At 32.6% G+C, this 22,052-nt stretch carries 17 protein-coding genes, 1 tRNA gene and 9 pseudogenes; 21 read left to right on the forward strand and 6 right to left on the reverse strand.

Translation table 11 applies throughout. From position 1 onward, the window contains the following. The first annotated feature begins 2 nt into the window (after nt 1-2). From trpE to JCM7501_RS14350, 9 genes and pseudogenes are all read left to right on the forward strand, one after another. The gene (trpE, locus tag JCM7501_RS05630; RefSeq protein ID WP_028992315.1) at nt 3-1,430 is read left to right on the forward strand and encodes an anthranilate synthase component I; all 1,428 of its coding nucleotides are present in this window, start codon (nt 3-5) and stop codon (nt 1,428-1,430) included. Further along, a pseudogene (locus tag JCM7501_RS05635) lies at nt 1,430-2,015 on the forward strand (anthranilate synthase component II). Before trpE ends, JCM7501_RS05635 begins: the two are co-directional and overlap by 1 nt. Continuing rightward, nucleotides 1,996-3,011: pseudogene (gene trpD, locus JCM7501_RS05640) on the forward strand (anthranilate phosphoribosyltransferase). The pseudogenes JCM7501_RS05635 and trpD overlap by 20 nt, the downstream one beginning before the upstream one ends. After that, complete coding sequence (trpC, locus tag JCM7501_RS05645; RefSeq protein ID WP_028992317.1) at nt 3,011-3,793, forward strand: indole-3-glycerol phosphate synthase TrpC; 783 nt, start codon at nt 3,011-3,013, stop codon at nt 3,791-3,793. The pseudogene trpD and the gene trpC overlap by 1 nt, the downstream one beginning before the upstream one ends. Before the next feature lies 1 nt (nt 3,794). Further along, nucleotides 3,795-4,406, forward strand: a complete 612-nt coding sequence (locus JCM7501_RS05650; RefSeq protein ID WP_028992318.1) for a phosphoribosylanthranilate isomerase — start codon at nt 3,795-3,797, stop codon at nt 4,404-4,406. Further along, nucleotides 4,403-5,578, forward strand: a complete 1,176-nt coding sequence (trpB, locus tag JCM7501_RS05655; RefSeq protein WP_013150435.1) for a tryptophan synthase subunit beta — start codon at nt 4,403-4,405, stop codon at nt 5,576-5,578. Before JCM7501_RS05650 ends, trpB begins: the two co-directional genes overlap by 4 nt. Beyond that, nucleotides 5,575-6,362: pseudogene (gene trpA, locus JCM7501_RS05660) on the forward strand (tryptophan synthase subunit alpha). Before trpB ends, trpA begins: the two are co-directional and overlap by 4 nt. After that, nucleotides 6,359-7,155 (forward strand): annotated as a pseudogene (gene aroF, locus JCM7501_RS05670) (3-deoxy-7-phosphoheptulonate synthase). Before trpA ends, aroF begins: the two co-directional pseudogenes overlap by 4 nt. 50 nt (nt 7,156-7,205) lie before the next feature. Beyond that, nucleotides 7,206-7,328: pseudogene (locus JCM7501_RS14350) on the forward strand (peroxiredoxin); the annotation flags it as partial. 35 nt (nt 7,329-7,363) lie between these two features. Here the strand turns inward: JCM7501_RS14350 and JCM7501_RS05675 are convergent. After that, a pseudogene (locus JCM7501_RS05675) lies at nt 7,364-8,544 on the reverse strand (trans-sulfuration enzyme family protein). Nucleotides 8,545-8,762: 218 nt separating this feature from the next. Between JCM7501_RS05675 and JCM7501_RS05680 the strand changes: the two are divergent. Together JCM7501_RS05680 and JCM7501_RS05685 are read left to right on the forward strand one after the other, a co-directional pair. Next, a complete protein-coding gene (locus tag JCM7501_RS05680; RefSeq protein WP_028992320.1) occupies nt 8,763-9,074 on the forward strand; it encodes a DUF5665 domain-containing protein in 312 nt (103 codons plus the stop codon). A 15-nt stretch (nt 9,075-9,089) separates the two neighbouring features. Beyond that, nucleotides 9,090-9,710, forward strand: coding sequence for a TraR/DksA C4-type zinc finger protein (locus JCM7501_RS05685; protein WP_028992321.1), 621 nt, complete (start codon nt 9,090-9,092; stop codon nt 9,708-9,710). A gap of 23 nt (nt 9,711-9,733) precedes the next feature. On the opposite strand, the gene JCM7501_RS05690 is transcribed toward JCM7501_RS05685, so the two are convergent. Beyond that, nucleotides 9,734-10,150 (reverse strand): secondary thiamine-phosphate synthase enzyme YjbQ, encoded by a 417-nt coding sequence (locus tag JCM7501_RS05690; protein ID WP_003869608.1) that lies wholly within the window; start codon nt 10,148-10,150, stop codon nt 9,734-9,736. 193 nt (nt 10,151-10,343) lie between these two features. On the opposite strand from JCM7501_RS05690, the pseudogene JCM7501_RS05695 reads away from it, so the two are divergent. After that, nucleotides 10,344-10,526, forward strand: a pseudogene (locus tag JCM7501_RS05695) (PspC domain-containing protein); the annotation flags it as partial. A gap of 135 nt (nt 10,527-10,661) precedes the next feature. Here JCM7501_RS05695 and JCM7501_RS05700 read toward each other — a convergent pair. After that, nucleotides 10,662-10,737: transfer RNA gene (locus JCM7501_RS05700), tRNA-Trp, on the reverse strand. A gap of 177 nt (nt 10,738-10,914) precedes the next feature. Between JCM7501_RS05700 and JCM7501_RS05705 the strand changes: the two genes are divergently transcribed. Continuing rightward, nucleotides 10,915-12,183 (forward strand): stalk domain-containing protein, encoded by a 1,269-nt coding sequence (locus JCM7501_RS05705; RefSeq protein ID WP_012995407.1) that lies wholly within the window; start codon nt 10,915-10,917, stop codon nt 12,181-12,183. A 43-nt stretch (nt 12,184-12,226) separates the two neighbouring features. Here the strand turns inward: JCM7501_RS05705 and JCM7501_RS05710 are convergent, their stop codons facing one another. Together JCM7501_RS05710 and JCM7501_RS05715 are read right to left on the reverse strand one after the other, a co-directional pair. Beyond that, entirely contained in the window at nt 12,227-13,186 is a 960-nt protein-coding gene (locus JCM7501_RS05710; protein WP_028992322.1) for a sigma factor regulator N-terminal domain-containing protein, read from the reverse strand. Further along, on the reverse strand, nt 13,187-13,651 hold the full coding sequence (locus tag JCM7501_RS05715) for an RNA polymerase sigma factor (RefSeq protein ID WP_028992323.1): 465 nt from the start codon (nt 13,649-13,651) through the stop codon (nt 13,187-13,189). It lies immediately after the preceding gene. 258 nt (nt 13,652-13,909) lie between these two features. Here JCM7501_RS05715 and JCM7501_RS05720 point away from each other — a divergent pair, with 258 nt between their 5' ends. The 3 genes and pseudogenes from JCM7501_RS05720 to mscL all read left to right on the forward strand — a co-directional run bounded on the left by JCM7501_RS05720 (nt 13,910) and on the right by mscL (nt 15,435). Continuing rightward, a complete protein-coding gene (locus JCM7501_RS05720) occupies nt 13,910-14,185 on the forward strand; it encodes a nitroreductase family protein (protein WP_028992324.1) in 276 nt (91 codons plus the stop codon). After that, nucleotides 14,185-14,939: pseudogene (locus tag JCM7501_RS05725) on the forward strand (sulfite exporter TauE/SafE family protein). Before JCM7501_RS05720 ends, JCM7501_RS05725 begins: the two are co-directional and overlap by 1 nt. A 127-nt stretch (nt 14,940-15,066) precedes the next feature. Continuing rightward, nucleotides 15,067-15,435, forward strand: coding sequence for a large conductance mechanosensitive channel protein MscL (mscL, locus tag JCM7501_RS05730; RefSeq protein ID WP_003869602.1), 369 nt, complete (start codon nt 15,067-15,069; stop codon nt 15,433-15,435). Nucleotides 15,436-15,516: 81 nt separating this feature from the next. Here the strand turns inward: mscL and JCM7501_RS05735 are convergent. After that, nucleotides 15,517-16,155, reverse strand: a pseudogene (locus JCM7501_RS05735) (IS110 family RNA-guided transposase); the annotation flags it as partial. A 225-nt stretch (nt 16,156-16,380) separates the two neighbouring features. On the opposite strand from JCM7501_RS05735, the gene cmr1 reads away from it, so the two are divergent. Genes cmr1 through JCM7501_RS14365 form a run of 5 tightly spaced genes read left to right on the forward strand, consistent with a single transcriptional unit; the run spans nt 16,381 to nt 22,051 of the window. Further along, nucleotides 16,381-17,397, forward strand: coding sequence for a type III-B CRISPR module RAMP protein Cmr1 (gene cmr1, locus JCM7501_RS05740; RefSeq protein WP_028992360.1), 1,017 nt, complete (start codon nt 16,381-16,383; stop codon nt 17,395-17,397). 10 nt (nt 17,398-17,407) lie between these two features. Then, on the forward strand, nt 17,408-18,703 hold the full coding sequence (locus tag JCM7501_RS05745) for an RAMP superfamily CRISPR-associated protein (RefSeq protein ID WP_245599078.1): 1,296 nt from the start codon (nt 17,408-17,410) through the stop codon (nt 18,701-18,703). Further along, a complete protein-coding gene (locus JCM7501_RS14355) occupies nt 18,691-19,710 on the forward strand; it encodes a hypothetical protein (protein ID WP_082392670.1) in 1,020 nt (339 codons plus the stop codon). Before JCM7501_RS05745 ends, JCM7501_RS14355 begins: the two co-directional genes overlap by 13 nt. Next, complete coding sequence (locus JCM7501_RS14360) at nt 19,695-21,518, forward strand: hypothetical protein (protein ID WP_082392672.1); 1,824 nt, start codon at nt 19,695-19,697, stop codon at nt 21,516-21,518. The genes JCM7501_RS14355 and JCM7501_RS14360 overlap by 16 nt, the downstream gene beginning before the upstream one ends. After that, nucleotides 21,506-22,051, forward strand: coding sequence for a hypothetical protein (locus JCM7501_RS14365; RefSeq protein WP_082392674.1), 546 nt, complete (start codon nt 21,506-21,508; stop codon nt 22,049-22,051). The genes JCM7501_RS14360 and JCM7501_RS14365 overlap by 13 nt, the downstream gene beginning before the upstream one ends. Nucleotide 22,052 lies beyond the last annotated feature (1 nt).

Consider the following 22,052-nt stretch of genomic DNA (forward strand, 5'->3'; position numbering starts at 1 on the left):
AAGTGGTAAACATTTCTAAAGAAGATTTTTGCGAACACAAGAAAAGAGGATATGTCTTTCCGGTCTATGTAGAAATAAACGGAGATGAATTGACCCCAATAAACATTTTTTATAGTCTTGAAGGCAAAAACAAATTTTTACTGGAAAGTGCAAATGGAGGCACTAACTGGGGCAGGTACTCTTTTATAGGAAAGGACCCTTATTTATTAATTTTAAGTTACAACAGAGATATAAAAATTATCACAGACAGAGAAGAGCATAAAAAAGGTATGGTGCTTGAAGAGATAAAAAATGTTTTACAGCTTGATTATAATCCTTTAGAACTTGATATTCCTTTTGTAGGGGGGGCTGTGGGTTATGTATCTTACGATACGATAAGGCTTTATGAAAGACTGCCGGATAAAAACCCTGATGAAATAAATATACCGGACGTATACTTTATGTTTTATAAAAGTTTTATTTGTTATGACCACTTTAAACACAGAATTTATATTGTTTATAACGTATATCCTGATGAAGATGTAGAGTATGAGGAAGTTTTACAAGAGATTAACGGTCTTTTGCAAGAGATAAAATCAACTAACATAGAATTTCATGACCTTTCACCTCAAGAGGGAAAAGAAGTCAATTACAACTTCACCAAAGAAGAGTTTTGCCAAATTGTTGAAAAGGCAAAAGAATACATCGAAAAAGGAGACATATTTCAAGTAGTACTGTCACAAAGATTAAAAGCACGAGTTAATTCGCACCCTTTTGAGGTTTACAGAAGATTGAGGTCAAAAAATCCATCTCCATATCTATTTTATATCGACTTTGGCGATTTTCAGCTTCTTGGTTCTTCACCTGAAAGTCTTGTAAGTGTTTTTGGAGACAAAGTGACTACAAATCCAATAGCGGGCACAAGGCGAAGAGGAAAAGATGTAGAAGAAGATTTAAGACTTAAAGATGAACTTTTAAAGGATGAAAAGGAAAGGGCAGAGCATGTGATGTTAGTTGACCTTGGAAGAAACGATATAGGAAAAGTCAGTGAATTTGGAAGTGTAAAAATAGAGCGTTTTATGGAAGTAGATTTTTACTCTCATGTAATGCACATTGTATCAACTGTTTCAGGTAAGTTAAGAGAAGGACTTACGGCTTTTGATGCTCTTATAGCTTGTCTTCCTGCAGGTACAGTTTCTGGGGCACCAAAAATAAGGGCGATGGAAATAATAGACGAACTTGAAAATGTGAGAAGGTCTTTTTACGCAGGAGCTGTTGGATATTTTTCCTACAATGGCAATATGGATATGTGCATAGCAATAAGGACTATTCTCTTCAAGGAAGGTTATGCTTACCTTCAAGCGGGAGCAGGTATTGTATATGATTCAATTCCTGAGATGGAATATTACGAAACTTTAAATAAGGCAATGGCTCTTAAGGAGGTTCTTTGATGATTCTGATTATAGATAATTACGATTCCTTTACTTATAATCTTTATCAATATGTGGGAGAAATGAACAACAAAATATTTGTAATAAGAAATGATGAAGTGTCTGTTAAAGACATTGAAAAATTGAATCCCGAAAAAATTATATTATCCCTGGACCGGGAAGGCCTGAAAATGCAGGCATATGCGTTGATGTCATTAAAAGTTTAGGGGACAAAATTCCGATATTAGGAATATGCCTTGGTCACCAAGCGATTGGATATGCATATGGTGCAAAAATTGTAAAAGCAGATAAGATAATGCATGGCAAAACTTCTCTCGTGTTTCACAAAGGAGAAGAGATATTTAAAGATATTAAAAATCCTATAGAGGCAATGAGATATCACTCTCTTGTTATAGATAGACAAACTCTTCCAAGAGATTTAGAAGTTACAGCCTATACAGAGGAAGGAGTGATTATGGGAGTAAGGCATAAAATGTACCTGTATATGGCTTACAGTTTCATCCAGAGTCTATTTTGACAGAGCAGGGGAAAGAAATTTTGAGAAATTTTTTGGAGGTGGGATACCATGTTACAAGAAGCTATTAAAAAAATTGTTTCAAAAGAAAGTCTTGAAGAAAAAGAAGCTTATGCTGTTATGAATGAAATTATGAGTGGTAACGCAACTCCTTCTTTAATAGGGGGTATATTAATAGGACTCCGATTAAAGGGGGAAAGTGTAGAAGAAATAACAGGCTTTGCAAAGGCGATGAGAGACAACGCCATAAAAGTAGAACTTGCTTCGGACTACGTGATAGATACTTGTGGTACAGGTGGCGATGGTGGGAAGACATTCAATATTTCAACGGCGGTTGCTATAATTGCTTCAGCTGCAGGAGTAAAAGTTGCAAAGCACGGCAATAGAGCTGTTTCCAGTAAAAGTGGAAGTGCAGATGTTTTGATGGAATTGGGATTTGACATTGAAATGGTGCCAGAAAAAACAAAAAGATTAATTGAAGAAAAAGGAATGGGATTTTTGTTCGCACCTAAATACCACGTTGCAATGAAAAACGTAGCAGGCATTAGAAAAGAGTTAGGCACAAGAACGGTATTTAATGTTTTAGGACCATTGACAAATCCCGCATTTGTAAAAGGACAGGTAGTAGGAGTTTACGATAAAGAATTAACTCATCCAATCGCTGAAGTACTTTTAAGATTGGGAATTGAAAAGGCTATGGTGGTCCACGGCTTTGATGGCTTGATGAAATAACTACTACTTCTCCTACTTTTGTCAGTGAAGTAAAAGAAGGCAAAGTCATTGATTATGTGATAGACCCAGAGGATTACGGTATTCCTTATGCAAATCTTGAAGATTTAGAAGGCAAAGATGCAAAAGAGAATGCTCAAATAATTTTGAACATTTTAAAAGGTGGTAAGGGCCCAAAAAGAGATATAGTCGTTTTAAATGCAGCAGCAGCCTTATATATAGGAAAAGTTGTGGAAGATTTAAAAGAAGGAATAAAAGTGGCAAATTATCTAATAGATACGGGTTTAGCTCTTGATAAGCTTACAGAGATTTTGGAGTACCAAAGGAGGCTTAGTTGATGGTATTAGATGAGATTGTGAGACATAAAAAAAAGGAGGTGGAAGAGAAAAAAAGAATAAAGCCAGTGGAGGAACTAATTAACGAAATTAAAGGAGGCTATTCTGGCAATTTCAAGAAAGCACTTCAAAAAGAGGGTATATCAATTATTGGAGAGATAAAAAAAGCCTCTCCCTCTAAAGGAATTATAAAAGATGAGTTTGATCCAGTAAAAATTGCAAAAGTGTATGAGAAAGTTGATATTGACGCTATTTCCGTTTTGACAGAGAAGGAATTTTTTAAAGGGGATGACAACTATATCAGGGAAGTAAAAAAAGTGAGTTCAAAACCTATTTTGAGAAAAGATTTTATCGTGGATGAATACCAAATATATGAATCAAAAATTTTAGGAGCCGACGCAGTACTTCTCATTGTTTCCGTATTAGGTGACAAATTAAGAGATTTTTATAATTTATCTAAAAGTGTAGGTTTAGATGCGCTTGCCGAAGTTCACGATAGACAGCAGCTTGCAATAGCATTAGAAGCTGAATGTGACATAATAGGTATAAATAACAGAGACCTCAAAACTTTTAATGTAGATATAAACACAACAAAAAGTTTGATTAAATATATACCTCAAAGTACAATAATTGTTTCCGAAAGTGGAATAAAATTACCTGAAGATGTAAGGTATTTAGCTTCATTGGGAGTAGATGCCGTATTAATTGGCGAGACTTTTATGAAAATTATAGATGATATTGACAAAATCACTGATTTTGTGAGGGAGGCAAAAGGAGGAGGATAAATTGGTAAAAGTAAAAATTTGCGGACTGAGAAGAAAAGAGGATATTGAATATGCCAATGAGCTAAAACCTGATTATGTAGGATTTGTTTTTGCAAAAAGCAAAAGACAAGTAGAGGTAGAACAGGCTTTATACCTCATAAGCTTTCTTGATAAAGAGATAAAAACAGTGGGAGTTTTTGTAAATGAACCAGTGGAAAATGTATTAAAGATAGCTCAAACACTAAATCTCGATGTTTTACAGTTTCACGGCGATGAAACACAGGATTATGTAGATAATTTTAAAAATTTCACAGTGTGGAAGGCAATACGCATAAAAGACAAAGAAGATTTGGAAAAAACAAAAGAATTTAGAGTAAATAGTTTTGTATTTGATACTTTGACAAAAAACGAATACGGTGGTACAGGAAAACCATTTAATTGGGAAGTTTTAAAAGGATTTGAATTGAATGTTCCAATAATTTTGGCAGGAGGGCTAAATGAAAACAATGTAGAGGAAGCTATAAGAATAGTAAGTCCCTATGGTGTTGACGTCTCCAGTGGCGTTGAGACAGAAGGTTATAAAGATTTTAAAAAAATGAAATCATTTATTGAAAAAGTGAGGGGTATTCGATGAGTGGAAGATTTGGACGTTTTGGAGGCCAGTATGTGCCAGAGACAGTTATGAATGCGCTTATAGAATTAGAGAGGGAATTTGAAAAAGCTAAACAGGATAAAGATTTCATGGAAGAATATAGGTATTATTTGAGGGAATATTCAGGAAGGCCTACACCTTTGTATTATGCTGAGAATCTTACTAAAAAGCTGGGTGGGGCAAAGATTTATCTAAAGAGGGAAGACCTAAACCACACAGGAGCCCATAAAATTAACAACGTATTGGGACAGATTTTATTGGCAAAACGGATGAAAAAAAGGAGAGTTATAGCTGAGACAGGGGCAGGACAGCATGGAGTGGCAACTGCTACAGCTGCTGCAATGTTTGGAATGGAATGCGAAATATTCATGGGAGAAGAGGATATAAAGAGGCAATCTTTAAATGTCTTTAGAATGAAACTTTTAGGTGCAAAAGTAACACCGGTAAAATCAGGGACGGGTACCTTAAAAGATGCAGTAAATGAAGCGATAAGAGATTGGGTGACAAATGTAGATAGTACTTTTTACGTGATAGGTTCTGTTGTTGGTCCTCATCCTTATCCTACTATGGTGAGAGATTTTCAAAGAGTAATAGGGGATGAGGCAAGAGAACAAATACTTCAAAAAGAAGGAAGACTTCCTGATTATGTGATTGCTTGTGTTGGCGGAGGCAGTAATGCCATGGGAATTTTCTATCCCTTTATTGAAGATAAAGAGGTAAAATTGATAGGCGTAGAAGCAGCAGGAGAAGGGATTGAGACAGGGAAACACGCAGCTACAATGGCGAAAGGTTCTGTAGGAGTATTACACGGCATGATGACTTATCTTTTACAGGATGAAGAGGGGAGAATAATGCCGGTATATTCTATATCTGCAGGACTGGATTACCCAGGTGTAGGTCCAGAACATGCCTTTTTAAAAGAAAGTAATAGAGCTCAATATGTGTATGCGACAGACGAAGAAGCATTGACGGCTTTTATGGATTTATCTCAAACAGAAGGGATAATACCAGCTTTGGAAAGTGCTCACGCTTTGGCATATGCTATGAAACTAGCTCCAAATTTAAGGAAAGACAATATTATCATTGTAAATTTGTCAGGCAGAGGAGATAAAGACGTAAATACAGTTGCGAAAGTATTGGGGGTGGAGTTATGAATAGGATTGACAAAAAATTTGAAGATTTAAAAAAAGAAGGACGTAAAGCCTTAATAACCTTTATAACAGCGGGAGACCCAGATATTGAGACCACTTATGATATAGTTTTGGCTTTAGAAGAAGGAGGAGCAGATATAATAGAACTGGGAATACCTTATTCTGACCCCTTAGCTGATGGTCCTACAATACAGGCATCCTCTCAAAGAGCTTTAAATAAAGGTGTAAAAATACCTGATATAATGAGAATAGTAGAAAAAATAAGGTTAAAAAGTGATATCCCGCTGGTTTACCTTGTATACTATAACTCTATATTCAAATATGGGATGCAAAAGTTTTTGGAAGAGTCGAAAAAAGCAGGAGTAGATGGACTTATCATTCCAGATTTGCCTCTTGAAGAAAGAAAAGATATTTTAAAAGAAGCAGATAAGTACAGTATTTATTTGATACCTTTAGTTGCGCCCACATCAAAAGAAAGAATAAAGTTAATTACTGAAAATGGCAAAGGATTTGTATATTGCGTTTCAATTACAGGTGTGACAGGTGCGAGGGAAAACATTGAAACTGATATTGAAGAATATATGAAGACTGTCTCTCAGTACACTGATATGCCAAAGGCGATAGGGTTTGGCATATCTACTCCGGAGATGGCGAAAAAATTAAAAGATTTCAGTGATGGGATTATTGTAGGAAGCGCCATTGTAGAAGAATTGCTAAAGGGTATAATAAATCTGAAATGCTTAAAGAAGTTAAGAGTTTTGTATCCAGCTTAAAAGAAGTTTTATGAAGGTGATGAAAATGGACCTTAAAATAATTGGCAACAAAAATAATAAAACATTGATAAGAATAGGAGATATAATTGTTGGAAAAGATAAACTAATAATAGCAGGACCCTGCGCTATTGAGAATGAAGAAATGCTAGTAAAAACAGCAGAAAAAGTTAAAAGCTGTGGCGCAAATGCTTTAAGAGGAGGAGCTTATAAACCCCGCACCTCTCCTTATTCTTTTCAAGGTTTAGGGATAGATGGACTTAAAATGCTCAAGAATGTAGCAATATGTTTAATTTGCCTGTTGTAACTGAAGTTTTGGATGTGAGGGATGTTGAAATTGTTGAAAGATATGCGGATGTTATTCAAATAGGTTCAAGAAATATGCAGAATTTTTCGCTTCTCAAAGAAGTAGGAAAAACCAAAAAGCCTGTTTTGTTAAAAAGGGGATTTTCAGCCACATATGAGGAGTGGCTTTATGCAGCGGAATATATTGCAATTGAAGGAAACACCAACATCATCATGTGTGAAAGAGGTATAAGGACTTTTGAAACTTATACGCGAAATACTTTAGATATAGCCGCTATTCCAGTAATTCATGAGCTTTCAAATTTGCCTATTATTGCAGATGTAAGCCATGGTACAGGAAAGAGAAACTTAATTATACCAATGACGAAGGCTGCAATAGCTGCTGGCGCAGACGGAATAATGGTAGAAATCCACCCTGAGCCCGATAAAGCTTTATCTGATGGAGAACAGTCCCTTGATTTTTCCCAATTTGAAGAATTGATGAGAGGGATAAAGAGCTATTGAAATTTTTTAAGAGAATAGATATAATTTGGATAAAGAATAATGATTATCTAAAGAAAATAATTTTAGAAAGGTCAACTTTTATCATTGACTCTGAAGGAATTGCGAGGAAAATATTTAGAGGGGTAAAAGTAGATGGACACGTTAAAGAGGGATTAAAGGTGCTAGATGAAATAGAAAAAAGTTTAGGGAAAGCCCTAAACTTTTTTTCTTATATCTTGTCAAGAGCTTGTTTAAAGTCTTTTATAATATCCTCTATCTCCTCTATTCCAACAGAAACTCTTATAAGCCCTTCTGAAATTCCTAACGCGTTTAATTCTTCCTTGCTGAGAGACCTATGGGACGTGGATTTTGGATGAGTTATCATGGTTTGTACTCCTGCCAGTGAAGGAGCAAATTTAACAAGTTTAAGTCTTTGCATAAACTTATCTACTTCAGGTTCTCCACCTTCTATTTCAAAACTTAACATACCTCCAAACTCATCTTTAAACAGCTTCTTTGAAACACTGTAGTCGGGATGAGAAGGAAGTCCAGGATAATATACTTTTTTGACTTTGGAATGACTTTCTAAAAATTTAGCTAGTTCCATTGCATTTTTACAGTGTTCTCTCATTCTTAAGAATAGAGTTTTTGCTCCTCTTAAGGTCAGCCATGCATCAAAGGGCTCATTGAACCGCCAAAGTTTTGCGTAATTCTTTTTGTACGTGAGATAAATTCTTTATTGCCTGCTATAAGTCCGGCAATGACATCGCTGTGGCCGTTAATGTATTTTGTTGCACTGTGTATTACAGCATAGGCTCCTAATTCAATTGGTTTTATCAAATAAGGGGTTGTAAAAGTATTGTCAACAAACAATTTTATATTGTGCTTTTTTGCGATATTTGCAACTTCTGTTACGTCAAAAACTCTTATTAGAGGATTTGTCATGATTTCCATGTATATCACTTTAGTGTTTGGTTTTATAGCTTTTTCAACAGCTTCTAAATCGGAGAAATCCACTAAAGTTACATCAATATTAAGTCTTTTAAATTCTGCATTAAAAAGACTGTTTGTACCACCGTAAATATCTTTTGCGGCGATTATGTGGTCTCCTGAATTTACTTCTGCCAACAAAGCTGAAGAAATTGCCGCCATTCCGGATGAACAAGACTGTCCTGCTTCTGCACCTTCTAAACTGGCAATTAATTCTTCTACTGCTGTTTGATTAGGGTTTCCAAGTCTTGTGTACATATACCTTGAAGGATTACCACCAAGATAATCGTAAACTTCTTCCAGCGTATCAAAAGTGAAAACAGAAGTTTGATAGATAGGAAGAGTTTTTGGCATTGGAGGAATTTCTTTATTTATGTAGTTTCCAGTATGTACTACTTTTGTTTTAAAACTTAAATCCATTTTATCAACTCCCACAATTTGTACTTTAAATTAATGATAATATGTACAAAATTAAAAGTCAACGACACTTCACTTGAAGTACATTTTGAGGTAAACTATTATTATACAAAATTGCTTGCATATTTTTTCTAATGAATAAATAAACGTTTATAAAGGCTTTATTTTACAGTAATAAAGAAAACAATACTGGAAAAATTAAATGTGGGGAGGAAAAGGTCTTGAATAAAGACGAATATAAAAACAATAATGATATTATGTTAACTGCAATAAAAAAGCAGTTGGACCAAATGTCACAGATGATTGAGAAGATGAAAATTGCTGATTACGTCGAGCTTATGCAAAGTCCTTATAGGCTTTTGTGGCTAAACTTTATAGGCGGGGTAGCAAGAGGTTTTGGAATAGCAGTAGGCTTTACAATACTTGGTGCGATAGTTCTTTATATACTTCAAAAATTGGTGGTATTAAATTTACCTCTAATTGGCAGTATCATAGCTGACATAGTTAAGATTGTAAATCAAAAGTTATATTAGATAGGAGTTGGTCTAATGGATAGCGAAAAGCTGGAACACTTTAGACAATTACTACTAAAAGAAAAGGAAAAGGCCTTAAGCACTATAAATCAAATGAATTACAATGATGGCATTGGCGGAATTGCACAGAGAGAGTATTATCAAGAACTTTCTCTTTTGGATAATCATCCGGCAGATTTTGCTTCTGAAGTTTATGAAGTAGAGAAAAACTATGCTCTTAAAGACAACGAAAAACATATTTTAGGCCAAATAGAAGAGGCTTTTAAGAGGATGGAAATGGGTACTTACGGGATATGTACTCACTGCCATAAGCCAATTGAAGAAGAACGATTAGAAGCCCTTCCTTATACTGCTCTTTGTGTAGAGTGTGCTAAAAATAATGATTTAGAACTTAAAGATTTAAAAAATTCAAGGCCTAATGAAGAAAGAATGATAAAATACCCCTTTGGATGGGGGTATAAGGATTTAAAAGGTGAAATTCAATTTGATGCAGAGGATTCTTACCAAGAAGTTGCACGGTTTAATAAGACAAAAAGTGGTTTGGACAATTATGACGATGTCTATGACGATGAAAATGCTGGCTATGTAGAGGAAACTGACAAGATAAGCAATGAAGATTATAAAAGGACTTTGTAAATCTCCGGGAAACTGGAGATTTTTTATTCACCTATAATTTTGACCAACACTCTTTTTTTCCTTTTTCCGTCAAATTCACCGTAAAAGATTTGTTCCCATGGGCCAAAATCTAATTTTCCATCTGTTATAGCTACTACAACTTCTCGACCCATTATTGTACGCTTTAAATGAGCGTCTGCATTGTCTTCATAAGTATTATGATAATATTGGTCATAGGGTTTTTCGGGAGCTAATTTTTCTAAGAAATTTTCAAAGTCTTTATGTAAGCCTGGTTCATCGTCATTAATAAAAACACTTGAGGTAATGTGCATTGCATTACATAAAAGAAGCCCTTCCTTGATTCCGCTTTCCCTAACGCATTCCTCTATAAGAGGTGTAATATTTATAAATTCTCTTCTCTTTTTTGTTTCAAACCACAACTCTTTTCTATAGCTTTTCACGATGATACCTCCCACATTGATTATTTTTAATTATATTTTACCACAAATAAATTGTTTGCAAGAGTAATTATACTCTGGTATATTAATTTTAAGAGGAAGAGGTGTTGTAAAAAGGCTACAAAAAATTGGCATTTGAGGGTCATATTAAGGTCGTATTAGAGAAGAAAATAAAAAATTAGGGAGTGTGTATATAATGTCAAAAAAACTTTATCGTTCAAGAACACAAAGAATGATAGGAGGCGTATGTGGAGGAATAGCAGAGTATTTTAATATAGACCCAACAATTATAAGACTCATTTGGGCATTTCTAATAATATTTTGTGGAACTGGACTTTTAGCTTATTTAATTGCATGGATAATTATACCAGAAGAACCGTAAAATTAACGTTAAGATAAGTTTATTAGTTTTAAATTTCTGAATGGTAGCAATTTAGGAATAATAAAATCCCTCCCAACAACTTCGAATTTTTTGAGAGGGTTAGTTTGCCTGCCAACATTGATTTTTCAATAATGGCAGGGGAGACAGGAATCGAACCCGCAGCCCACGGTTTTGGAGACCGTTGCTCTACCAATTGAGCTACTCCCCTGCGCGCTTTTTATTATAACATAGGAAACAAACCCTCGTCAATAATTTATGTCCTTTTTTTGTTGAATTATTCATAAGAAAGTTTTCTGATTTTCTGAGATTTAGTATAATTATTAAAGAGAAATATTGTTGTATAGTTTAATATTAGTCTTTAGAAAGTTCAGAGGTGATATATATAATGCTTAAAAAGTTATCTTTAATACTATTAGTTTTTGTAGCCTTTTCTATATTGATTCCTATTTCAGCACAAGCGGCAAATATAACAATTGCAATTAATGGACAAAATGTAGTTTTTGAACAAAAGCCTGTTATAAAAAACGGCACAACTTTAGTTCCTATGCGGGCATTTTTTGAAACATTAGGTGCTAAGGTAAACTGGGAAGAGAAGACTAAAACGGTTACAGCCTTTCGCGGCGAAACGACTGTACAATTTATAATTGGCCACAAAATTGCAAAAGTTAATGGAAAAAGTTATGAATTAGTAGTGGCGCCGCAAATTATAAATGGCTATACCTATGTGCCTTTAAGATTTGTTGGTGAGGTCCTTGGATATGAAGTAATATACGAAAATGGGCACATAATAATTGCTTCCAATCTAAAAGCGGCTGTAAGTTTAATAACTGCACCAAAAAATGCAATTGACGAAGCTAAGACCTTTTCATCTTCTCATATAACCAGTAAAAAAGATTTGTATCTTTTAATTAAAAATGCTCTTGAAAACAATGAAGATGAGATAACTTTTACACTTAGCAATTCTTTCTACAATTCTGTAAGAAGTAGTGGTACAGTTAATGATATATTAAACAGTATATCGGATATTGTAGATCTGGTATTGGCACATCATCCTGAAATTGGCTATGCCAATAAGTGGACTATTTCTGCAAATAGTTTTAACAATGTCATAAGTAAAGTAAGTATAAAATTTGAATATATATATCCTAAAGATAAATTGGAAAAAATGAAAGATGAAGTATATATTAAAGCTAAAGAAATTATTAGCCAAATAATAAAACCGGATATGTCTGATATAGATAAAGTCAAAGCAATTCACGACTACATTGTAAAGAATACTAAATATGATTATGAAAATTTGATAAATAACACTATACCACCAGAATCTTATACTGCTTATGGAGTTTTGATAAAAGGAGTAGGGGTGTGCCAAGGATATGCTGCAGCTTTTAATTTACTTGCTCAATTAGCTGGGATTGATAGCCTTGGAGTAGCTGGTACAGGTTTTAATTATAGTGGGTCTATGCCTCATGCTTGGAATATGATAAGAATTGACGGCAAAATCAGTTACGTAGATGTTACATGGGATGACCCTGTTCCAGATCAAGGGGATAATGTAAGATATGATTATTTCAATGTAACAGAGGAGCAGTTAGCAAAAGACCATAGCTGGGATAAAGAAAAATTTTTGGAAAAATATTTTGATTATAAGTAGTATATTACCTCTTTATGTAGGTGAAAAAATGTTAGTAAGAAATTTAATATGGTTCTGTTACTATTCCTAAAACTGCTCCTGTGATAATTGAATTAGAAGATAGTTTTTGCAAAGATTCGGGGGGGCCCACTACGACGACGCCGTAGTATTTTATCCCGTTTTCCTTTAAGAAATTCACTGTCCTTTTTAGATTAGTTGAAAAATAACTTTGTACATTGCTAAGTCGTTCCAGTTCTTTTAAAAATTCTTTTTTGCCATTAGGGCTATTAACATATGGGTTTCCAACCAATCTTTCTGCAAGATAGCTTCTTTGCTTATAATCTTTTTCTTCATAAACTAAAACGGCACCCCACATTAGCTTTAAATCCTCAGGTATAATAGTTTTAATTTCGCTGTGGGTTAAAGGTCTGTCAAAAGATAAAGCCATTTCAACGAGATTATCGTTAGGTATATTTTTTAGTACATCAAACTCTCTTATAACTTTATCGTATTTTACTGCGGGATTGTAAAATTTTAATTTTGGCACGGCATAAGGAGCAAGGTATTCTTTTGTACCTTCTGGTATGACAGTGGAGATTTCGGAATAGGGGATTATGTGGTCAGTTTCGATAACACAAAAAGATTTGTCTCCTTTAAATTGCTCTCCTCCCCAGATATCAAAATCAACTGTGACTATTCCGGCAGGATAAGGCTTATTTCCTATTAACCTTAAAAGATAATATTCTTTTTGCCGCCCGAATAGCCTGACATTATAACTTTCTCCTGAAATTGCGAAGGTATTAGGTTCTGTAAATTTAACAATATCCGGATAAAAGCTGTCTATGCGGTTTTCTTGATTCTGCAGCATCATTTCGGGAATTATGGTGGTTAATACAAAAACACCTATGGCGATAATTAAAGAAATTATTATTATGCGAAGTATGCTTTTAAAACGAGCTTTGCGCAAAAAAGCTTTTTCGTCAAAAGGTATATCGCTTATTGGCTTATTTAAATCTGATCCCATTTAACTTTTCTCCTCCTCTTTTAAATATTCTTTTAATTTTTTTCTTAGTCTCCATACCATTGTCTTTACTGTATTGGAATTGGTTTTTAAGTAAGAGGAAATTTCTTCATTTGACATTTCTAATATGAATTTAAGGTAAAAGAGCTTTTGCTCATTGAGAGTAAGCCTATTAACTGCTTTTTTTATTACTTCTTTATTTTCAATCTGTTGAAACTCTGAAAAGGTACTTTGAGGAAAGACATCTATAATAGAAACTGTCATATCTTTTTTGGTTTTGCGCAGATAATCAGTGTATTTGTTTCGCGCCGCAGTCAAAACATAAGCTTTTAATTTTCCCTCTTGAATGCCGTCTAAATTTAAGTATGTGGAAAGCAGAGCTTCTTGGGCTATGTCTTCAGCATCAGCCTGTGGTACACCCAAGTTAAGTAAATAATAGAATGCAGCTTTGTACAAATCCTGCCACATTAACCCCTCCTCCTTATAGCTTTTCATTAATAAAGACGGTTTGGGGATGAAAAAGTAAACAAATTAAAAATATGCAAAAGTTCATTGTTATTTCGATTATAACTCAAAAGAGTTTGTTCTAAAGCTTTTTTTAAAAAGGCAGGAAGGATTTCATACTTTTATAGAGAATATAAATCTATTATCGGCATTTTTTAAACTGGCATACCAATTTTAGGTTAGCTTTGTAATTCTGGATTAAAAAAAGGAGAGTGTATAAGCATGAAAGAATGCCAGAAACTTATAACAGAGAGAAGGTCTATTATATTTTTTGACCCTACAAAAGAAATATCTGATGACTTTATAAAAGAAGTCCTTGAGGTAGCTGCTACAGCGCCTATGGATGGTTTTAGTGAAGAAAAGATGAAAGAGTTTTTAGGTATAGATGTAGAAAAAATGGTGCCGATGATAGTAGCGATAGGTTACAAAGCCCCGGAGAAAAATTTGCTTCCAAGAGCTTATAGATTTAAATTTGACGAATTTGGAGAGATAATCTAATGAGTAATTACGTAATAATTTTAGTGGCTTCTATTTTAGCAGGAGCCACTAATGCTATAGCAGGAGGTGGCACTTTAATAACCTTTCCTGCCTTGTATGGGTTGGTGTAAATCCTCTATCTGCCAATATAACAAATACAGTTGCTCTGTGGACTGGTTCTGTCACAGGTGCATGGGGCTTTAAAGAAAGACTCGTTAAGACAAAGCATCTTTTGAAGATTTTAATATTTCCCTCGTTATTTGGAGGTATCTTAGGAGCATATCTTCTTATGATAACTCCTTACAAGGTTTTTAATTTTGTCGTACCTTTTTTGGTTTTATTTGCGACCATAATTTTAGCATTAAATGACAGAAGAAATAAATTTAATCTAAAGGAAGGAGAAGATATAAAGAAAAAATCACTAGTATTTGTTTTTATACTTCAATTTCTTACTTCTCTTTATGGAGGATATTTTGCAGCAGGAATTGGCATTTTAATGCTGGCAACGTTGGGAATAGCAGGTATTACTGACATACACACGGCAAATGGTATAAAAAATGTTCTTTCACTTTTTATAAATATCACCTCCGGTTTAGTTTTACTTTTTAGTGGAAAAGTAGAATGGCCTTTTGCTATTATTCTCATGATAGGATTTGCTTTAGGAGGATATTTGGGAGCTAAGATATCGCAAAAGTTTGATAGCAAAAAAGTAAAAAGCTTTGTAATTTTATGGGGAATTATATTGGCAATAGTGTTTTGGATTAGAGGAGTATAGGATTATGGAGGAGCAAGGTAATTTCTTCTTGCAAAAAACATTTTGATTTGCTACTTCTTTCTAATAAAAGTTTTGTGATAGGGATATATAGGGTGGACAATTAATTACTTGTTGAAAGGAGGAAAATATGTTAAAAGGGTTTAAAGAATTCATTATGCGTGGAAATGTTTTGGATTTAGCAGTAGCTGTAATAATAGGTGCAGCTTTTAACAAAGTAGTAAATTCATTAGTTGTGGATGTTTTAACTCCACTGATTGGAGCAATATTTGGAGCTCCTGATTTTTCTGCCCTTAAATTAGGACCAATAGCCATAGGCAATTTCCTTAATGCTGTTGTTAACTTTATTATCGTATCTGCAGCCATATATTTTTTCATAGTAGCTCCTATGAATGCTATTAGACAGCGAAAAGCAAAAGAAAAAGAACAAACACCACCTGAACCATCAGAGGAAGTAAAACTTTTAAGAGAAATATTAGAGGTATTAAAGGAAAAGTAAGGTAATATTGATTAATATAAATTTGTCGTCGACCTAAGATAATGCAAAAAATGTTGAGGATCGACGACAAATTATTTTTTCAATTTTAGAAAATAGTACTTCGTCTAATTTTGCTATTTCTTCATCAAGGTAATCAATATGTCTAAGCTGTATTTCCAGAAGCATTCTTTGGTGATGATTGATCAAGCCTTTTAAAGCGCGTTTTAGTTCATCCATTTTATTTTTTAGCTTGCCTTGAGAAAGCTCAGCCAGGGTTTCGGGATTTTCTTCACCATTTATAATAGCCTCAAGTATAGAACGACTGGATGCCCCGTTGATATCAGAGACTACCGAAGACAGTTTGATATTAGCTCCTTCTAAAACCTTTTGTATGCGATTAAGTTCTCTTGATTTTTCTTCAATGAGGCTTTTTCTATAGCGGACAAGTTCGCGAAGCTCTCTTTGTTCTCTGTCTGGGACAAAGCTGCCTTGCAAGAGGCCATGTTGCAAAAGACTTGCTATCCACTCAGCATCTTTTACATCAGTTTTTCTGCCGGGAACATTTTTAATATGCTTAGCATTGACGAGTAGAATTTTAATATCCTCAAGCTCCAGCAGGTTGTAGATAGGTTTCCAGTAAGAACCGGTACTTTCCATAGCAACAACATTACAACCTTTGCTTTTAAAAAATTCTTTTAATGCAATAAGGTCATCGGTCATAGTTGAAAAAGTGCGGATTTTGAGAAAAATGTCGCTGATTAATCCAGAGATGTACCTCTGACAATCAGCGACATTTTTGTTTTTTAAGATACAAATTTTTAGCAGGATTTTGAAAAGTTATGTAGAATATTGTTATATGAGAAAAATTTGGCCAGTGTTTTTTATGGAGGTTAGGACTATCATGTTTTAATGATTTTTTTCTTGACTTATTATATAATTAAAATCTATTACAAAGGGGTTTTCCATATGAATAAGAAGGAAGTTACTGTTCATTTAGAAACAATAACTCCATTATGGACAGGAGATGCTTGGCAGGAAAATAGTAATGTTAGACCTTCTTCTTTAATGGGAAGTTTAAGGTTTTGGTTTTCAGTATATTGGAAAGCTGTTAAAAATGGAAATAATGAGAAATTAAATAACAATAATGTAGTTGCAGATAATTTAGGAGAACTTGAAAATCCTAAAGAAGAACGTACATTGAAGCAAATTTTCTTAAAACGTTTGTTGAGAGAAGGAGATAATAAAAGTTTTGATAATATATTAGATGAATCACTTGAAGATTTAGGGTTATCTGTACCCTCTCGTCTATTTGGATGTACAGGATGGAAAAGCAGGGTAGATATAGAAATAAGCTCTTTTATAAAACAAGAATTAAATTTTAGAGAAATAGATTTTAATTTTCCATTTAAAGAGAATGGCATTAACACCGAACATTGGATTAAAAGTGTACTTTTTCAAAGAAAAGATTCCAAAATTGTTTTACATAAAGATGTAAAATTATTGCTTAAGACAACAGAATATTGGTGGGATAATTATTTATCAGGTTTTTTTAATTTTTATAAAGATAAAATAATTTTTGTTGGAGGGAAACTTTCTTTTGGATTTGGATTGGTAAATATTAGAGTTGAAGGAGAACAAAACGATAAAGAAGCTAATATAAAGGGCATTAAATACAATGATATAATGCGAATACATAAAATTGAAAAAATCAAATATGACAATCGAAAAAAAGTGTTAGGATATAATTTTAAATATTTTTTGAGAAGAGAAGAAGAAATGCGTTACAGAAAAAGAAACTTTGGGGAGCAAGGCGCTGCTTCAAGTATTTATGTTTCAAATTTGATAGAGAATGATGATTATCATGTATATTTAATAAATTTCAATAATCCATTTGATAACAAAAAAGTACCGGATAAAATATTCAGCAAGTATCAAAAATTATTATTTAATCATCTAAAAAGTAGAGGTGATAGGAATGGCTAAGTATGATGCTTTGATAGAAATAAATATTGATGAAGTGAAAAGTTTAAGTCATTATGTATCATATTGTAAGTTTTATTTTAAGCCCAAAAGTGAAGAAAAAATAGAAAATTACCTGTTTGAAAATAAAGAAAACAATGAGTTGAAAGAGACGGATAAAGTTAATATCGATAAATTAAAAAAAGATTTCCCATTTATTTCATCTAATAAAGCCTATAAAAAGGATGATTTTTTTAAATTTTTAAAGAAAAATAAATCTAATGAGACAACAAAAGATTTTCTGGTAACTTGGTTAAAAGAAGAAATTATGAAAGAAAATAAAGATTTTGTTTTTGAAAATGACCAACAATTGAAAAATGTCAATTTTATATCAGGGATTTTAACTTTGAATACAATTAATGAGTATATAAAAAAACTTCCGCCTTATTCATTTATCATTCAGGCAAGATTCAAGCTAAAACAGCCATACTTCTCAAAAGATGATGATGAATTTTATATTATTTCAAATCCAATATTAAAGGAAAAAGTTTTTAAAGTTCCTATGGTACGTGGAAGCGGATGGAAGGGGGCTTTAGCAGGGGCATTTAAAGAATTAATTAATGAAAAAGACAACTTTAATGAAAAAAATAACCTTAATGAAAAGAAAGAAGTTATTGACAGTTACTTACGAATATTTGGTGCAGGATCTGAAAGTATAAAAACAATAGAAAATTATTTAAAGGAGAAAACCAATAATTTAAATGACTTTAAAGAAAAACTCTTAGAATTTATATTATTTGAACTTGGAATGAAAGTTGACAAAAATCTCATAGATGAAGTTAATAACCAAGATTCATATGAAACACTTAAAGAAATTCTTTACGAGAAAATTTCTGAGAAATTTCAAAAAGATAATAAAAATTTACCAATAGCATTTCAAACACATAAAGGAAGAGCCATATTTCATCCTACATATTTTGACAGACTTTCTTTAGAAGTAATAAATCCCCATGACAGAAGAAAAAGAGCAGGGATTCAACCGATTTATTATGAAGTGGTTCCAGAAGGTACAGAAGGGATTTTGCAGATTATATATATTCCTTTTGATGGGATATTAAAAGAAAATAAAGAATTAAAAAAGGAAGCTGAAAAAGATTTAGAAAATCTTTTATCGGCAATTGAAAAAGTATCACAGAATGGAATAGGAGCGAAAACAAAACTTGGATGGGGAACTTTTGAATTATGCGAAGTTAAGTATTATTTTACTAACAAAGATTTAAATATAAGTGATGGACTGAAAGAAAAAGGGTGGTTAAAATGGGAGAATTGAATTTAGAAAATTTAAAGAAATATAAGGATGAGATTTTAAAAGCTGAAATAGGTGCATTGCTATTTAATTTAGGTAAAACACATATTGGATTTTGGCACGAGAAAAATGGTCAAAATTATTGGAATATAAATTTTGGCATAAATGATGAAGAAAAATTTAAAATTGATTTCAAATCCAATTTTGGTTATTTACCATTTAGTAGTTATAAAGATTATCATAAGATAGCAAATGAAATCAATAAAACTCCTTTTGAATATGAGACTGAAAAAAGTAATTTAAAAGATTTTATATTTAATCACAAAGTAAGCTTTCCTTTTGAAAAAGAATTTGATTGGATAATCTTTTTTAAAGGGGATGCATTAAAGGAAAATGAAGATGGTGAAGATTTTATTAAGAAAATTTTCTTTCGCGGTTGTGAAAATATAAATTCTGGTATAGATAAAGGCTCTCCAAAAGAACAGTTAAAGGGTAATTTATGGATTTCAAATGCTTTTGGTTCTTTTAAGAAAAATGTAGAATTGCAGGATTTTGATGATGCAAGGATTTGCTTTTACAATAAATTTCATAACTTCTTATCCAGTAATAATTATTATGTAAATCCTAATTGGCAAGAAATAAGAAGATTTGTTTTTACTGAGGTTAAGAATTGGTATTCAAAGCTTTTAAGTGATTCGCGTTTTCCGGTAAATGATGTTACTCTCTGGGATCAGGCATATATGACAGCTACTATGTTTAAGGCAGTATTAGCTCAATTGTGTATGAATTCATCTAATCTAGAAAAATATATGGATAATCCATCTTCTATTAAGTGGTGTATTCTTGGTATACAATATGATAAGCTTGCTCTTGCAGAAAAAGGTTATAAGCCTCAACAAATACAATGGTATAGAGAAGTATCGAATGAGGTTGATGATGAAATTAAAAAGCTTTTAGAGTATGATTACCCTATTGGTAATGAAATATATCGTGATGAGACAGGAATTTATTTTTGGTGGGTGAAGACTTAGGGGAAGACCTAAAGGATGATAGTAATTTAGCCAAGTTAAAGAGTGATTTAGAAGAGATAAATGATAAAATTACAGATATTTTTAAAGAAAAAACTTTTGATGAACTTTACCCTGCAATCTTTTTGACTAAACCATCAAGGGGGCTTATGAATTTACCTTACCTTCTTGAAGAGGCTAAAGAAAATTTTTTAAAAGCAGACTGGAGTAAGAAACAAACTGATATATGCATAGAAAAATCCGAAAGTGGAAAGGCAATTGGTATATGTCACGTTTGTGGGCAAAGATTGGTTTTCAAATCAGATAGAAGAAATGATGATAAAAATATTTGTGATGTTTGTTTTGAAGAGAAAACAAGAGGTAGAATTGATAAATGGCTTGAAGATACGAGTAAAGAAACTATTTGGATGGATGAATTGAAGGATACAAAGGATAGAGTTGCATTGGTGACAATGAAGTTTGAGCTTCATGACTGGTTAAATGGGGATATGTTAAATAGTATGCTGTTGAGAGAAGAAAATTACATTGATAAACTTGAATTAACAGTAAACACATTAAATGTAATAAAGACATTATATATTGAAAATGCTTTTCTATTAGATAGATATAAAGATGAAAAAGGTAATTTAAATGAGCAATTTTTATTAAAAATTGAAGATATCATTTCTCCTGTTAGCGATTCAACTTTACTTAGAAAATACGGAAAGTTAGAATTAAAAATTGAAAATTCTGGTTTGAAATTGGTTGACAGAAAAAATAACGAACAATCATTAAAAACTTTATTAAATAATGAGCCTTTCAAAAATTTTATAAAAATTTTTGATTTTAAACTTTTTAATCTTTTAGCAAAAGATGCATATGATGGTTGTAAAAAAAACAATGAAGACATCAATGATTTTTTCAGGCAGATTTTCTTCGGCTCTGTAGTTGGAACAAAGTGGGAACTTCTTATTGAATCAAATTGTTTAAATGGCAAGATAAAATGGAAAGAACAAATTATTGATTGGGTGAACCTTAAGGATACTGAATTAAAATTCCTATCATTCATCCTACTTCAATTTCTCCTTCGGGAAAATCCTTCTCCAGCGAGGTTGAGAAGAATATGGGAAAGTACTCAGGAGTTTTTTGAAGATATAAAGAAGAATATATGTGCTTATGCGGATATTCCAGATAAGAGGAGGAAAAGGTATTTTTGGGAAGATATAAAAATTAACGGCAAAGATGAATATATCCCAGATGGTGAGTATTATGATGGAGAAGCAGTTTTTTGGGCTAACAAAGGCAAAGTTTATTTGATATCTTATATTAAGGATTTGACAAGTGATCCAAAATTTAATTTAAAAAGATATGAGGATAAGAAAGATATAGGTGTGTCACTTAATTTAAGCGTAGCAAAAACAGAAGATTACCAGCCATATATCTCAATTATAGATCCTACCCCAATTAGCTGGCAGTTTATTATACCTGCTGAGTACGTGCCAAATTTGATTGATAATGTTATGAAAAAATATAATGAAAACTTTAAATTTGTTTATGGAAAACTACCACTCCATATAGGAGTAGTGGTACAAGATTATAAAAAGCCATTGTATGTAGGCATAAAAGCTTTAAGAAAAATTAGGAGGGATGTTGAGGCAATAGAAAAACTATCAATAGAAGAAAAACCATCTAAAGTCAGAGAGATATTAAAATGCCAAAAGATTGAGGAATCGCTAAATAATACTCATAAATACTATTCTTTATATTGGGGTAATCCTGCTAGGGTTATAAATTTTATATTAAACCCGAAGATGGGAAAATGCACTGGATAATAAGTATTGATGAAATTGGTGAAGATGAAGAAATCAATATAATACCTAATACTTTTGATTTTGAATTTTTAGACACAAATACAAGAAGAAATGATATTTATTATGACGAAAACAATAAATGGAAAAGAGCAATAAAACTTAAAAGCTCACGACCTTATAACTTAGACAATTGGGAAAAGTTTAAAAAATTTAAGGAACTATTTAGTAAAGAAAATAACAATGCAAGAAGTACAAAACTTCAAAAATTAATTTCTGTAATTTATTATAATTGGGAAGCCATAGCCAATGAAGAATCTAAAATAGATGGTAATGTAGAAGGGATAAAAGCTTTTCTTGCTTCAAGCTTTATAAATATTCTTGACCTAAAAAAAGATATAAGGCTTGCAGATGGAATAAAAGATCTATTTGACATAGATAAATCTAGAGAAAATGATAAGCTCCATGCGGTACTAAAAGAAAAGATGACCTTGGATAATGTACAGCTTTTCTTGGATATGTTTGAATTCTGGCATAAAACTTTGAAGGAGGTATAAA

Origin of the sequence: Thermoanaerobacter thermocopriae JCM 7501 (assembly GCF_001310975.1) — a bacterium.
GTDB classification, from domain to species: domain Bacteria; phylum Bacillota; class Thermoanaerobacteria; order Thermoanaerobacterales; family Thermoanaerobacteraceae; genus Thermoanaerobacter; species Thermoanaerobacter thermocopriae.

Excerpts from the sequence above, each read along its gene's own strand:
- trpC (WP_028992317.1), top strand. The coding sequence starts at position 3,011 with ATGGTATTAGATGAGATTGTGAGACATAAAAAAAAGGAGGTGGAAGAG.
- trpB (WP_013150435.1), top strand. The coding sequence starts at position 4,403 with ATGAGTGGAAGATTTGGACGTTTTGGAGGCCAGTATGTGCCAGAGACA.
- JCM7501_RS05685 (WP_028992321.1), top strand. The coding sequence starts at position 9,090 with ATGGATAGCGAAAAGCTGGAACACTTTAGACAATTACTACTAAAAGAA.
- JCM7501_RS05705 (WP_012995407.1), top strand. The coding sequence starts at position 10,915 with ATGCTTAAAAAGTTATCTTTAATACTATTAGTTTTTGTAGCCTTTTCT.
- JCM7501_RS05710 (WP_028992322.1), bottom strand. The coding sequence starts at position 13,186 with ATGGGATCAGATTTAAATAAGCCAATAAGCGATATACCTTTTGACGAA.
- JCM7501_RS05715 (WP_028992323.1), bottom strand. The coding sequence starts at position 13,651 with ATGTGGCAGGATTTGTACAAAGCTGCATTCTATTATTTACTTAACTTG.
- JCM7501_RS05720 (WP_028992324.1), top strand. The coding sequence starts at position 13,910 with ATGAAAGAATGCCAGAAACTTATAACAGAGAGAAGGTCTATTATATTT.
- mscL (WP_003869602.1), top strand. The coding sequence starts at position 15,067 with ATGTTAAAAGGGTTTAAAGAATTCATTATGCGTGGAAATGTTTTGGAT.
- cmr1 (WP_028992360.1), top strand. The coding sequence starts at position 16,381 with ATGAATAAGAAGGAAGTTACTGTTCATTTAGAAACAATAACTCCATTA.
- JCM7501_RS14355 (WP_082392670.1), top strand. The coding sequence starts at position 18,691 with ATGGGAGAATTGAATTTAGAAAATTTAAAGAAATATAAGGATGAGATT.
- JCM7501_RS14365 (WP_082392674.1), top strand. The coding sequence starts at position 21,506 with ATGCACTGGATAATAAGTATTGATGAAATTGGTGAAGATGAAGAAATC.